This window comes from Enterococcus sp. 2STP (genome assembly GCF_032465635.1).
Taxonomy (GTDB): Bacteria; Bacillota; Bacilli; order Lactobacillales; family Enterococcaceae; genus Enterococcus_B; species Enterococcus_B lactis.
In genome coordinates, this window is the sequence record NZ_JAWDJH010000021.1 from 327,313 (window position 1) to 340,330 (window position 13,018).

The following is a 13,018-nucleotide window of genomic DNA, read 5'->3' on the forward strand; positions in this document are numbered from 1 at the left end:
CTTTCTAAGAGTACATTTTTTGAAACATCTCTTCAGAAATGATACTCTTCAATTAGGTCAACTAATTTATTACTGAGAAGCAGACCTAGTCACACGGTAGGATGGACAGAGTGTGTTCTGCTACGCTGCTATGGATCATAGGAATGAGTAAACATGGTTTAAGAACATTGTGATTTCAGCCCATGTTGGCAGTCGCACACTTAATAAGAAAGAGGAATACAGATGAACATTGTAATTGTCGGCGGGTCGTTTGCAGGGATTCATGCGGCTATTTATCTTCGCCAATTGATACCAACAAGTGAAATATATTTGATTGAAAAGCAATCGAAGTTAGGGTGGATTCCCAGCGGGTTCAATCTGATAGTAAAAGGAAAGGTCACCAGTGAAAAACAACTTTTTTGGATCACCAAAGAAGAGCTGATCGACCGCTATCGTATCCATGTTTACACAGAAAAGACGGTAATAGGATTGGAAGAAAAGAAAGTCGTTTTAGCAGGCGGAGACAAACTGGATTTTGATCGTTTGATTTTGGCGACTGGTTCAAATCAAAATTTTCGAAATGTTCCTGCAGAAGCAAGGTTCATTCACCCAGTTAAAAAGATACAAAACATAGCTGCTCTTCAGCAAAAGATCATGGATGCAAAAAAAATTGCCATCATTGGAGCAGGTCAAGCAGGGATCGAAATAGCTGAAGGCTTAGCATCAGGAAAAACACAAATCCATCTTTATGAAAGCCGAAAGTCGATTCTTTTTCGTTACCTAGACCCTGAAATGACGGAGCCGTTAGTAAAGGAAATGAAAAATCAAGGGATATCGCTTTTCTTAGAAGAGCAAGTCGTATCTTTGTCCGAAAATGAAACCGCTGTAGTAGAGACGGAAAGAAGAAGGGAAAACTATGATCTTGTTTTGCTGGCTAACCATTCTCGCCCCGACAATCAGATGTGGGAAGAACAATTAACATTGAATGATGATGGAACGATCTGGGTAGATGACTATTTGCAAACGTCTCAAAAAGACGTCTATGCAATTGGCGATGCAATCCAAGTCACTTTTCGCCCAACAAATGAAAAAATGTACGTTTCTCTAGTAAATAACGCTGTCCGTACAGCGCGAAATGTCAGCAAGACAATTAGTGGTTCTGCGACAAAGGATCAGGGAACCTATCGACCAGTTGGTAATCAGTGGTTTGGCTATTTCTTAGGAAGCGTAGGTATGACAGAAGAAGAAAGCATTTTTTATCCCCAAAAAATTGAAACAGGGTACGCGGAATACAAGCTTGCAGCAATAAACCAGAGCAAAGTCAAAGTCAAATTCCTATTTGATTCTGAAAAAAAGATTCTTGGAGCACAGCTCCAAAGCAGAAAAGAAATGTTCCATCTTCTTGACCAACTGACAATCGCAGTAGAAGAAGGCTGGACGTTCGAACAGTTAGAAGAACATGAGCTGTTTTTCCAGCCAGAATATCGTGTACCTAATATGGTGTGGTCAAAGGTGGCGAATACTGCCTATGAAGATTGAAGCATTATTAGAAAGAAAAGAGCAGTTACAGATCCTGATTTTGCGAAACCTTGTTCTGCAAGGGGGAACAGCCTCTATCAATGGATTGAGAGAGCATGTCCAACTGTCAAAAACCTCTTTTGATCAATATTTGGAAGATATTGAATTGATTGGACGGATGATGGGAAAAAAAGTAGAAGTACAGCGAAACGAGTATCAGGCGCTGCTTGTGTTGGACGAAGATGTCAGTTTGGAAAAAATTCTTTTGTTTTTATTACAGGAAAGCTTGAAGTTTAAAATGCTTGTCTATTTATTAGAACACCAGCAAGTATCCATCGTTCGATTAGCGACAGCGTTTAATATCAGTGAGTCTTCTGTTTTTCGAAAAATCAAAGAATTGAACCAGCTCTTAGAGGAATTTGGATTACAAATCAAAAACGGACAATTATACGGAGAAGAGCTACAGATCCGATATTTTTATTATGAATTATTCCAATATATTCCGGAAAATCAACGACCGCTTTTTTTGCAAAATACACCAGAAAAAAGACCATTCATTCTAGGATTGGGCCGCGTATTAGAAACGACGTTTACGGCATCAGCAGAAGCACAGATTGCTTGCTGGCTCGGGATCACGAAAAAAAGACTATTGAATGAAAAAAGTACGTACGAAACTTTGAAAGAAAAGAAATTACTCTATCAGTCGGACCGGCTTTATCAAGCAATCGATCCAATCATCGTGATGCATCTTAGTCGAACAGCAGCAGAACTGAATGTATACGAAACAATGATGTTTTACAGCTTTTTTGTTTCTTTTTCGATAGTCGACGAAGAAATATTTTATCAATATGATTTGACACGGAGCAAAAAGTTACCCACCGCTGTTTTGGATACTTATATTCGGGAAACGATGCTATGGCATTATCGTCCTCGTCGTTTGAAAATCAAAGAGGAAAAAGCAGTAGGGTACCAAATTTCACAAATCAACAATGAATGGTTTTTCTTTGTTGGAAAGATCGAAGTCTACGAGCGTGATCGGCTTTTGGAGCAGCAGCAAAAAATGCTTGGGCATTCCTTAACACAGTTATTGGAGAAACTACAGGAAACAGCGATGCAGCAATTGCCAAGGAAAAGCGCCGAAGACAGTGCACTTAGTTATCTGATGATCCAGTATGCCAATGTTCTTTTGATGATCGATTTTTATATTGCGAAACCAGTAGTGATAGGGATCGATTTAGAAAGTTTGCCTATTTACCGTATTGCTTTCCAACAGTATCTGATCAGAGAACTGAGAGGAGTCAGCGGTATTGAGATTGAAAGTTATGAAGAAGGAAAAAACTATGATTTGGTCATAACGTTTTGTCAGAGAAACAAGCAACAGAGTGAATATTATCTATCAGAATTTGCGTCGCCTTATGACATTATCCGATTGAAAAGAAGAATAGAAATGTTGAAAAAAGAAAAGAATTGATCAAAAACTAGCATCATAATAAAAAACTGTCAAAAAAAAGAAAAAAAGAATAAAATTTTGACAGTTTCTTTTTTTAAATGAGTAGTATGATAAAAGCAGTTAAAGAAAGCGTTTGCAGATAATGGAGGGAATCATAATGACAGAACCAACGTATATCATGGCGATTGACCAAGGTACAACTAGCTCACGAGCAATTATCTTTGACAAGAAAGGAAGACATATCGGCAGTTCTCAAAAAGAGTTCACGCAATATTTCCCGCAAGAAAGCTGGGTTGAACATGATGCAAATGAAATCTGGAATTCTGTACAGTCAGTTATTGCCGGAGCTTTCATCGAATCAGGGATCAAACCAAACCAGATTGCTGGGATTGGCATAACGAACCAGCGTGAAACAACAGTAATCTGGGAAAAAGATACAGGACGTCCAATCTATCATGCAGTTGTTTGGCAATCCAGACAATCAGCTGGAATTGCAGATAACTTAAAAAATGAAGGATATCAAGAATTTTTCCACGAAAAAACAGGACTAGTGATCGATGCCTATTTCTCAGCAACGAAGATTCGCTGGATTCTTGATCATGTAGAAGGTGCGCAAGAACGCGCTGAAAAAGGCGAGTTAATGTTTGGAACGATTGATTCGTGGTTAGTATGGAAACTGACCGATGGACAAGCACATGTTACTGATTACTCGAATGCCAGTCGGACGATGTTGTTCAATATCCATCAGCTAGATTGGGATCAGGAAATTTTGGATTTATTGAATATTCCTCGAGTGATGTTACCAAAAGTTACTTCTAACTCAGAAGTTTATGGTTATACGCAAGGTTATCATTTTTATGGAAGCGAAGCACCAATTTCAGGGATGGCAGGAGACCAGCAAGCTGCATTATTCGGACAAATGGCATTCGAACCAGGTATGGTCAAGAATACTTATGGTACAGGTTCATTTATTGTCATGAATACCGGTGAAAAACCGCAATTATCCAAAAATAATTTATTGACGACAATTGGTTACGGTATAAATGGAAAGGTTTACTATGCTTTAGAAGGAAGTATTTTTGTGGCTGGTTCTTCGATTCAATGGCTGAGAGATGGTCTTCAAATGTTGCAAAAGGCTAGTGATTCGGAAGCCGCGGCAAAACGCTCCACAAACGAAGATGAGGTCTATGTTGTTCCTGCATTTGTTGGACTGGGTGCTCCTTATTGGGATCAGGCAGCACGAGGGGCTATGTTTGGTTTGACACGTGGAACGACAAAAGAAGATATCATTAAAGCTACTCTGCAGTCGATTGCCTATCAAGTGAGAGATATCATCGATACGATGCAAGATGACACTGGAATCAAGATTCCTGTATTGAAAGTGGATGGCGGTGCAGCAAATAATGAATATCTGATGCAATTCCAAACAGATATCTTGAATGTACCGATCCAACGAGCAGAAAACTTGGAAACAACAGCACTAGGGGCAGCATTTTTAGCAGGATTAGCTGTCGGCTATTGGAAAGATACAGACGAGATCCGTGAATTTTATGAAGCTGGCAAGCTATTTGAAGTTCAAATGGAGGAAGAGCGCCGAGAAAAACTTTACAATGGCTGGAAAAAAGCAGTAAAAGCTACCCAAGCATTTGAATAAGGAGGAAATCCATATGTTTTCAAACAAGACAAGACAAGATAGCATTCAAAAAATGCAGCAAGAAGAATTGGATCTGTTGATCATCGGTGGCGGAATCACTGGTGCCGGTGTGGCAGTCCAGGCAGCAGCATCAGGAATCAAAACAGGATTGATCGAAATGCAAGATTTTGCAGAAGGGACGTCCTCTCGCTCGACCAAACTTGTGCATGGCGGTATTCGTTATCTGAAAACATTTGATGTGGAAGTAGTAGCTGACACAGTTGGTGAACGTGCAGTCGTACAAGGTATTGCCCCACACATCCCAAAACCAGATCCAATGCTTTTACCAATCTATGAAGATGAAGGAGCAACAACCTTCAATATGTTCTCTGTCAAAGTAGCAATGGACCTTTACGACAAACTGGCAAATGTGACAGGAACTAAATATGAGAACTATACCCTGACACCAGAAGAAGTATTGGAAAGAGAACCATTTTTGAAAAAAGAAGGGCTAAAAGGTGCAGGTGTTTATCTGGATTTCCGCAACAATGATGCCCGTTTAGTGATCGATAATATCAAAAAGGCTGCAGAAGATGGGGCTTATCTAGTAAGTAAAATGAAAGCGGTTGGCTTTTTATATGAGGGCGATCAAATCGTTGGTGTCAAAGCTCGTGATCTGCTGACAGATGAAGTGATAGAGATCAAAGCAAAATTAGTGATCAATACGAGTGGTCCTTGGGTAGATAAAGTACGGAACTTGAATTTTACGCGTCCAGTCTCTCCTAAAATGCGTCCAACCAAAGGGATCCATTTAGTCGTAGATGCGAAAAAACTGCCTGTACCGCAACCCACATACTTCGATACAGGAAAACAAGATGGGCGGATGGTTTTTGCTATCCCAAGAGAAAACAAGACTTACTTTGGTACGACAGATACGGATTACCAAGGAGACTTTACGGATCCAAAAGTCACACAAGAAGACGTGGATTATCTATTGGATGTAATCAACCATCGCTATCCAGAAGCAAATATCACATTGGCAGATATCGAAGCAAGCTGGGCAGGGCTTCGTCCACTATTGATTGGTAATTCTGGTTCTGATTATAATGGCGGAGATAATGGATCGATTTCAGACAAGAGCTTCAATAAAGTGATTGATACAGTAAGTGAATATAAGGAAAATAAAGTTTCTCGTGCTGAAGTAGAAGATGTGTTGAACCATTTGGAAAACAGCCGTGATGAAAAAGCACCTTCTACGATTTCCAGAGGTAGTTCTTTAGAAAGAGAACCAGATGGCTTGTTGACTTTATCAGGTGGGAAAATCACTGATTACCGTAAGATGGCAGAAGGAGCTTTACGATTGATTCGTCAGCTGTTAAAAGAAGAATACGGAATAGAGACGAAAGAAATCGACTCTAAAAAATATCAGATTTCAGGTGGAAACTTCGATCCAACGAAATTAGAAGAAACAGTGACGGAATTAGCAAAAGAAGGAGTAGCAGCCGGTTTAGAGGAAGAAGATGCTACTTATATCGCTGATTTTTACGGGACTAATGCTCGACGTATCTTTGAATTAGCAAAAGAAATGACACCTTATCCTGGTTTGAGTCTCGCTGAGTCAGCTCGGTTACGTTATGGCTTAGAAGAAGAAATGGTTTTAGCTCCAGGTGATTATCTCATTCGTCGTACGAATCATCTGTTGTTTGAACGAGATCAGCTGGATGAGATCAAGCAACCTGTGATCGATGCAATTGCTGGGTATTTTGGGTGGACAGAAGAGGAGAAGGCGCAACAGACTAAACGTTTAGAAGCATTGATCGCAGAATCAGATCTGCGGGAACTAAAGGGGGAGAAATAAATGAACAGTGATATGACTCAAATCATGGGGGAGTTTATTGGGACTTTGATCCTAGTTTTGCTTGGAGATGGTGTGTGTGCGGCTGTGAATCTAAACAAAAGTAAAGCACAAGCTTCTGGCTGGATTGTCATCGCATTTGGTTGGGGACTCGCTGTAACAATGGCTGTCTATATTTCTGGATTCATGGGCCCAGCTCATTTGAATCCTGCAGTCTCTCTAGCTATGGCGATGACAGGGGCAATTAGTTGGAATCTTGTCGTTCCTTTCATCATTGCGCAAGTTTTAGGCGCTTTTGCAGGAGCCATTCTTGTTTGGCTTTCTTATTTGCCGCATTGGAATGCAACGAAAGATGAAAGTGCGATTTTAGGTACGTTTGCAACAGGTCCTGCTATACGGAACTATCCAGCAAATGTAATCACAGAATTAATTGGTACTTTTGTATTAGTTCTTGGGTTGCTAGCTTTTGGACAAAACGAATTTGCACCTGGAACGAACGTATTCGCTGTAGGTGGATTGATCTTAGCCATCGGTCTTTCATTAGGAGGACCAACAGGATACGCAATCAACCCTGCTCGGGACTTTGGTCCTCGATTAGCACATGCGGTATTGCCAATAGCTAATAAAGGAACTTCAGATTGGGCATATTCATGGGTACCAATCGCAGGTCCAATGATCGGAGCAATTATTGCGGTAGGTGTCTATTCATTAATGGTGTAAATCTATAAAACATACTAAGGTTTGACAATCAAAAGGCGTCTTGCTATAGTTAAGTGGAAAATAAATAAGACCTAGAAGAATGGGGAATGTTTTGTGAGTGTAGCTGGTATCTAATCAGTAAGTCGAATAGCCAATAAACAAGGTTTATTTGGTGTGCTTATGAAACGGTACCTGTCAGGAAAACAATATCTTTGTATTCTAATGAGGATAGGACATGACTTTTTTAAGCTGTGTTCTATCCTTTTATTTATCTCTAGGCCCTTATTTATTTTGGGACAGGTATCTCTTCAAGAAAAGGAGAGAGTATGAACAACGAAATGATTAGTCAATTACAATTTGATCAGATCAAAAAGGAAGTCCAAGCAAGAGCAATCGGAAACTATAGCAAAAAACGAATCAGTAAGATGACGGCCTCGTCAAACCTACAAACCGTCTTGGATCGTCAAGAAGAAACAAGAGAAGCACGCTTGATCTTAGAAAGTAGTCAGCATGTTCCATTTATGGGATTGCCGAGGATTGATGCACTGACAGAACAAGTCAAAAAAGGATTGGTTCTGTCACCGGCTGATTTGATCGAATATGCGGATTTTCTAAGAAGCAGTCGGATGATCACAAAGTTTTTTGATAAGAATCAATACCAGGCACCTTTGTTATTTGCTTATAGCAAGCATCTTCCTGATTTGATAAATGTAGAAGAGTTGATTGACCAAAAAATAAAAAATAATAAAGTCAGTGACGATGCTTCACGTAATTTGCGTAAAGTACGCAAACAATTACAAATAATAGAAAAAGAAATCCAGTCAAAATTGCTGAAATTCTTGCGTCATCCGAAAAACAAAGAAATGATCCAAGAAGCAATAATCGTTCAAAAAGGTGAATGCTATACGATTCCTATCAAAGCCAGCTATAAAAATAAAGTAGATGGGACGATCATCGATGAATCGAACAAAGGAACGACGGTTTTTATTGAACCGACTGTGGTTTCTAAACTGAATGAACACTATCAGTTGTTAAAAGCTGAAGAAATAAGTGAAGAATATCAAGTTCTGGCTGCATTGACTGGTGCTATTGCAGAAAATGAAGAAGCAATCGACTTATTGATCGAAACGATGACGGTATTAGATATCATTTTTGCTCGGGCAAAATTCAGTCGAGAAATCAATGGGATCACGCCTAAAATCAATAAATCAGAACATATCGTCATCAAACAAGGCAGACATCCATTTTTACCTGATCATGCGGTACCATTGGATGTTGAAATCGGTAAAGACTATCGAGGCTTGATTATCACCGGAGCAAATGCCGGCGGCAAAACAGTCGTGTTGAAGACGGTCGGTTTATTGACTTTGATGGCGATGTTCGGCATGCAAGTTCCGGCAAAAGAAGGGACGGAGCTTGCTGTCTTTGATGAGGTTTTCGTCGATGTCGGTGACCACCAAAATTTAGAAAATGCGTTGAGTACATTTTCTGGTCATATGCAAAACATTGCTGCTATTTTGAAAAAGATAAAAAGGAATACATTGGTACTTCTGGATGAGATTGGCAGTGGAACAGAGCCAAATGAAGGGGCTGCATTAGCGATCGCAATCATGGAATCTATGTATGAGCAGGGGGCATTGATCATTGCCACGACCCATTATGGAGAAATCAAGAAATTTGCTAGGGATCATGAAGATTTTGTGCCAGCTGCTATGGCTTTCGATCGGGAAGCACTTCGTCCTAAATATCAATTGCGTGTTGGAGAAACAGGAGAAAGCCAAGCTTTATGGATTGCTCATAAAATGGCTATGTCTATGAAATTGATCCAGCAAGCAGAGCGTTACCTGGAGGAAAAAGCCTATCGGACACAGAAAAAAGAATTTCCTCCTAAGACAGCAGGTATAAATAGGAAGGACAATAAAAAAGAACGCCAGCTCTTTGCAAAAGGCGATCGAATATTTGTGAATGAATACCAAAAAGAAGCATTAGTTTATGAGGATATAGGTGAAGATACGATTGCCGTATATTTAGAAAAAGAAATGATCCGTGTGCCTCGTCAGCGCGTTCGTCTGGTGCGTTCAGCAGAAAATCTGTACCCGACAGGTTACGATTTAGATAGTCTATTTATCGATTTTAAAACACGGAAACAGCAGCGTGACCTAGAGCGAGGATCAAAAAAAGCCCATAAAGCGTTAGTAAAAGAAATGCGTAAACGACAGGAAGAAAGAAGAGGAAAAGATGAAAACAACAAGTGATTATTTCAGACCAACGCATATGATCAGTGATTGCAAAAAAATAACAGCAGTAAAATCATTGGTTTTATTCTCTATGTAAGCTAAAATAAAAAAAAGAGTGCTGAGGAGGTGGGACGGTCAAATGAAAATAAGCACAAACTGGCGTAAAGAAATCCAAACAATTCCGAATCTTTTATCGATATTCCGTATTCTCTTGCTGCCGATTTATCTTTATTTTGTGCTGAGACAGTCGTTTTATGTAGCAGGAGCGGTCATTGTTGTCTCAGGTTTGTCAGATTATCTAGATGGGGTCATTGCTCGGAGATATAATCAGGTAACAGACTTAGGGAAGGTGCTTGATCCGTTTGCAGATAAATTGACACAACTTTTTCTGATTTTGTCTATGGCATGGTATCGACCGTGGCTTTGGCTGTTGTTTGGTCTATTCTTGATAAAAGAAGGCTTTATGTTTGTAGCTGGATTAATCGGGCTATCTAAAAATATCAAATTAAGTGGTGCGAAGTGGTATGGCAAAGTAGCGACTGCTGTCATCTATGTTGGCATGATCCTTTTGCTGCTTTTCCCAGAATTACCAACGCTGTGGGTGAGAGTCATTTTTGCCGTCATCACTTACGGTCTTTTACAATCTTTTGTCTTGTATGCTGTCGAGTACCGAAAGATGTTTCAAAGAAAATAAAGAAGGGGTGTGACCTATGTCGCACTCCTTTTTTTTGATAAATAGACTCCCAATAGCTACTTCTCGATAATAAGCCAACCAAACCAAAAACATGAGAAGTTGTTTTTAAAATTATTTCTTGTAACTCGGAGTTAAATGGGTAGGCTCACAACCTCTACTGACTAAGGCTTGATATAAGCATAACCTTGGGATTGCAGTTCAACTAAATCAAGTACACCTGCTGGTACAACGATTACTTGTTCAGGTAAAGAACTTTCTGAAATATGATTAGCACGCATAGCATTCGCACAAGCGTGAAAAACGACTTCTTTCAAATCTAAGAATTCTTCATTGGCAGAGTCTAGATAACCGGTAATTGCGATACCGTTGACGGAAACGACGATCGTCGTTTCAGGAGAAGCTTTTATCAGGTTTTTTACGTTTTTCCCTGTTTCTGACCATTTTTCTAATTCATCAATATGGAAAACGACTTTCATTGAAATCATTCCTTTACTTTTTAATAATCATCTTGATTGCTTGCTCTAATTTAGCCGCTTGTTCTTCTGGATTACTATCGGGATTTTCAAAGCAATTTTTCAGATTGTCTGCAACGATCATTCCCATTACGCGATCAATGCTAGAACGAACAGCGCTTAATTGAGTGATGACATCCATACATTCTTTTTCATCTTCGATCATTTTTTGGATACCACGAATTTGCCCCTCTGTACGTTTCAAACGGTTCAGGATATTTTTATTCTCAATCTCCATAGCACATTCTCCTCTATTTTTTATAACTCGATAATACCCCTAATCGGTATTTTATGCAAATATAAAAATCAGTTAAAAAAATGAAGAGTCATTCTGGTTGACAGAATAAGAAAGCTCCTGTTTAATATACCCCGTAAGGTATTTATAAAATATAAACGAGGTGCAGAAAATGAGTTTGTTATTTCAGCCAATAAAATCGATAACAGTCCCAGAATTAAAGGAAAAGCTTTTAGAAAAGTCAGTATTACTTGATGTTAGAACACCTGCAGAATACCGGGGTGGGCATATAAAAGGAGCTAAAAATATTCCATTACAAAGCATAAACAGATATGATGGAGACAAAGAAAAGACCGTTTATGTGATTTGTCAATCAGGGATGAGGAGTAAACAAGCAGCAAAAGAATTAAAGAAATCTGGTTATGATGTGGTGAATGTACGTGGCGGTATGAATCAATGGTTTGATCGAACAGTAGGAGGGAAATAAGATGAAAATCGTTATTGTCGGAGGTGTAGCAGGTGGAATGTCTGCTGCTACACGGCTTCGCCGATTAATGGAAGATGCAGAAATCGTTGTTTTTGAAAAAGGACCGTATGTTTCTTTTGCAAATTGCGGCTTGCCTTATTATCTTTCTGGTGAAATCAGTGACCGGGAAAATCTTCTTGTCCAAACGCCAGAATCATTATCCGCTCGTTTTTGTTTAGATGTGCGTCCAAATCATGAAGTGACAGCTATCTTTCCTGAAAACAAAACGGTAGAAGTCGTACATGAGGGTCAAAAACACTTGGAACAGTACGATGTATTGGTTTTATCTCCTGGTGCAAAACCAGTTGTTCCGTCGATTCCAGGGATAACAGAAGCCGACAATGTTTTTTCTATTAGAAATGTACCAGATATCGATAAAGTGATGCATGCATTAGAAAAACAGCCAAAGCGTGCCGTGATCGTTGGTGCAGGATTCATCGGATTGGAAATGGCAGAAAACCTAAAAAAAAGAGGTTTAGAAGTCATGGTGATCGAACAAGCACCGCATATTCTTCCGACACTGGATGAAGAAATGGCAGCTTTTATAGAAAAAGAATTGTCTCATCAAGGAGTAGAAGTGATTACTTCTCATGCTGTCGCTGGATTTGAAGACCATGGGAAACGATTGCGACTGGATGACGGGCGTACCATTCCTGCTGATTTAGTTATTTTATCCATTGGTGTTCGTCCTGATAACCAGCTAGCAGTGACTGCTGGAATCGAATTAGGTATACGCGGGGGTATCCTAGTAGACGAACGTTATCAAACGAATATTCCTGATATTTATGCGGTGGGGGATGCTATCGTTGTAAAACAGCCAATCACTGGAAAAGATGCACTTATTTCTCTTGCTTCACCAGCCAATCGTCAAGGTAGACAAGTTGCGGACACGATTTCCGGAATTTCTCGAAGAAATCAAGGCAGTATTGGCACAGCAATTATACGAACGTTTGGAATGACTGCCGCATCCACCGGATTAAGTGAAAGAACAGCCAAAGAAAACGAGCTGTCTTTTGAAGTCGTTCATGTGTCAGGAAAAGATCATGCAAGCTATTATCCAGAAGCAACAGATATTTTACTGAAGTTGATCTTCCATCCAGAGACTGGCGAGATTTATGGTGCACAAGGTGTTGGGGCAAAAGGTGTGGATAAACGGATCGATATTTTAGCAACAGCAATCAAAGGGCATTTGACGATCTTCGATTTGCCGGAGTTAGAATTGACGTATGCACCGCCATTTGGCTCAGCCAAAGATCCAGTAAACATGCTAGGATATGCAGCAATGAACATTGCAGAAGGGCTTAGTGAAACCGTACAATGGCATGAATTGCCGACAGAATTAGCCAAAGGAAAAATTTTATTAGATGTGCGAACAGCAGAAGAATTGGAAAAAGGCAAATTCAAGGAAGCCAAACATATCCCTTTGAATGAACTTCGGGACCGAGTAAATGAATTAGACAGCCAACAAGAATATATCGTCAGCTGTCATAGCGGATTACGTAGCTATCTAGCGGAAAGAATCTTGAAGCAGTCTGGCTACCACGTAAAAAACCTTGATGGTGCATTTTCTTTATATCAGACTGTCCGACCTGAAGAACTGATATATCCTAACAAATGATACTCGTTAAAAAGCTTGCATTCGACTCTTAAAAGAGGTAAACTAATCGGTTCCGCCACTTT

Annotated in this window: 11 protein-coding genes; 9 read left to right on the top strand and 2 right to left on the bottom strand. The window is 39.7% G+C overall.

Annotated elements, in window-relative coordinates:
- Positions 1–222 precede the first annotated feature (222 nt).
- The 7 genes from RWU19_RS10770 (at position 223) to RWU19_RS10800 (ending at position 10,065) form a co-directional block, all read left to right on the top strand.
- Positions 223–1,518 carry an FAD/NAD(P)-binding oxidoreductase gene (locus RWU19_RS10770; RefSeq protein WP_123837585.1) on the top strand — a complete coding sequence of 432 codons (1,296 nt, stop codon included), beginning with the start codon at positions 223–225 and terminating at the stop codon, positions 1,516–1,518.
- Positions 1,508–2,968, top strand: coding sequence for a helix-turn-helix domain-containing protein (locus tag RWU19_RS10775; protein WP_123837586.1), 1,461 nt, complete (start codon positions 1,508–1,510; stop codon positions 2,966–2,968). The genes RWU19_RS10770 and RWU19_RS10775 overlap by 11 nt, the downstream gene beginning before the upstream one ends.
- A gap of 136 nt (positions 2,969–3,104) precedes the next feature.
- Positions 3,105–4,601 carry a glycerol kinase GlpK gene (glpK, locus tag RWU19_RS10780; protein WP_002292557.1) on the top strand — a complete coding sequence of 499 codons (1,497 nt, stop codon included), beginning with the start codon at positions 3,105–3,107 and terminating at the stop codon, positions 4,599–4,601.
- Between the two features lie 13 nt (positions 4,602–4,614).
- The gene (glpO, locus tag RWU19_RS10785; protein WP_123837587.1) at positions 4,615–6,438 is read left to right on the top strand and encodes a type 1 glycerol-3-phosphate oxidase; all 1,824 of its coding nucleotides are present in this window, start codon (positions 4,615–4,617) and stop codon (positions 6,436–6,438) included.
- Positions 6,439–7,155 (top strand): MIP/aquaporin family protein, encoded by a 717-nt coding sequence (locus tag RWU19_RS10790; RefSeq protein WP_002292560.1) that lies wholly within the window; start codon positions 6,439–6,441, stop codon positions 7,153–7,155. It abuts the gene before it with no gap.
- Between the two features lie 305 nt (positions 7,156–7,460).
- A complete protein-coding gene (locus tag RWU19_RS10795; RefSeq protein WP_123837588.1) occupies positions 7,461–9,389 on the top strand; it encodes an endonuclease MutS2 in 1,929 nt (642 codons plus the stop codon).
- A gap of 121 nt (positions 9,390–9,510) precedes the next feature.
- Complete coding sequence (locus RWU19_RS10800; RefSeq protein ID WP_025478550.1) at positions 9,511–10,065, top strand: CDP-alcohol phosphatidyltransferase family protein; 555 nt, start codon at positions 9,511–9,513, stop codon at positions 10,063–10,065.
- A gap of 161 nt (positions 10,066–10,226) precedes the next feature.
- Here RWU19_RS10800 and RWU19_RS10805 read toward each other — a convergent pair whose 3' ends face one another.
- Together RWU19_RS10805 and RWU19_RS10810 are read right to left on the bottom strand one after the other, a co-directional pair.
- Positions 10,227–10,541 carry a DsrE family protein gene (locus RWU19_RS10805; RefSeq protein WP_123837622.1) on the bottom strand — a complete coding sequence of 105 codons (315 nt, stop codon included), beginning with the start codon at positions 10,539–10,541 and terminating at the stop codon, positions 10,227–10,229.
- Between the two features lie 13 nt (positions 10,542–10,554).
- Positions 10,555–10,815 (bottom strand): metal-sensitive transcriptional regulator, encoded by a 261-nt coding sequence (locus RWU19_RS10810; protein ID WP_002292566.1) that lies wholly within the window; start codon positions 10,813–10,815, stop codon positions 10,555–10,557.
- Positions 10,816–10,984: 169 nt separating this feature from the next.
- Here RWU19_RS10810 and RWU19_RS10815 point away from each other — a divergent pair, with 169 nt between their 5' ends.
- A complete protein-coding gene (locus RWU19_RS10815; RefSeq protein WP_002336078.1) occupies positions 10,985–11,299 on the top strand; it encodes a rhodanese-like domain-containing protein in 315 nt (104 codons plus the stop codon).
- Position 11,300: 1 nt separating this feature from the next.
- On the top strand, positions 11,301–12,956 hold the full coding sequence (locus tag RWU19_RS10820; RefSeq protein ID WP_123837589.1) for an FAD-dependent oxidoreductase: 1,656 nt from the start codon (positions 11,301–11,303) through the stop codon (positions 12,954–12,956).
- Positions 12,957–13,018 lie beyond the last annotated feature (62 nt).

Excerpts from the sequence above, each read along its gene's own strand:
- RWU19_RS10790 (WP_002292560.1), top strand. The coding sequence starts at position 6,439 with ATGAACAGTGATATGACTCAAATCATGGGGGAGTTTATTGGGACTTTG.
- RWU19_RS10805 (WP_123837622.1), bottom strand. The coding sequence starts at position 10,541 with ATGAAAGTCGTTTTCCATATTGATGAATTAGAAAAATGGTCAGAAACA.
- RWU19_RS10775 (WP_123837586.1), top strand. The coding sequence starts at position 1,508 with ATGAAGATTGAAGCATTATTAGAAAGAAAAGAGCAGTTACAGATCCTG.
- RWU19_RS10820 (WP_123837589.1), top strand. The coding sequence starts at position 11,301 with ATGAAAATCGTTATTGTCGGAGGTGTAGCAGGTGGAATGTCTGCTGCT.
- RWU19_RS10770 (WP_123837585.1), top strand. The coding sequence starts at position 223 with ATGAACATTGTAATTGTCGGCGGGTCGTTTGCAGGGATTCATGCGGCT.
- RWU19_RS10800 (WP_025478550.1), top strand. The coding sequence starts at position 9,511 with ATGAAAATAAGCACAAACTGGCGTAAAGAAATCCAAACAATTCCGAAT.
- glpO (WP_123837587.1), top strand. The coding sequence starts at position 4,615 with ATGTTTTCAAACAAGACAAGACAAGATAGCATTCAAAAAATGCAGCAA.
- RWU19_RS10795 (WP_123837588.1), top strand. The coding sequence starts at position 7,461 with ATGAACAACGAAATGATTAGTCAATTACAATTTGATCAGATCAAAAAG.
- RWU19_RS10815 (WP_002336078.1), top strand. The coding sequence starts at position 10,985 with ATGAGTTTGTTATTTCAGCCAATAAAATCGATAACAGTCCCAGAATTA.
- glpK (WP_002292557.1), top strand. The coding sequence starts at position 3,105 with ATGACAGAACCAACGTATATCATGGCGATTGACCAAGGTACAACTAGC.
- RWU19_RS10810 (WP_002292566.1), bottom strand. The coding sequence starts at position 10,815 with ATGGAGATTGAGAATAAAAATATCCTGAACCGTTTGAAACGTACAGAG.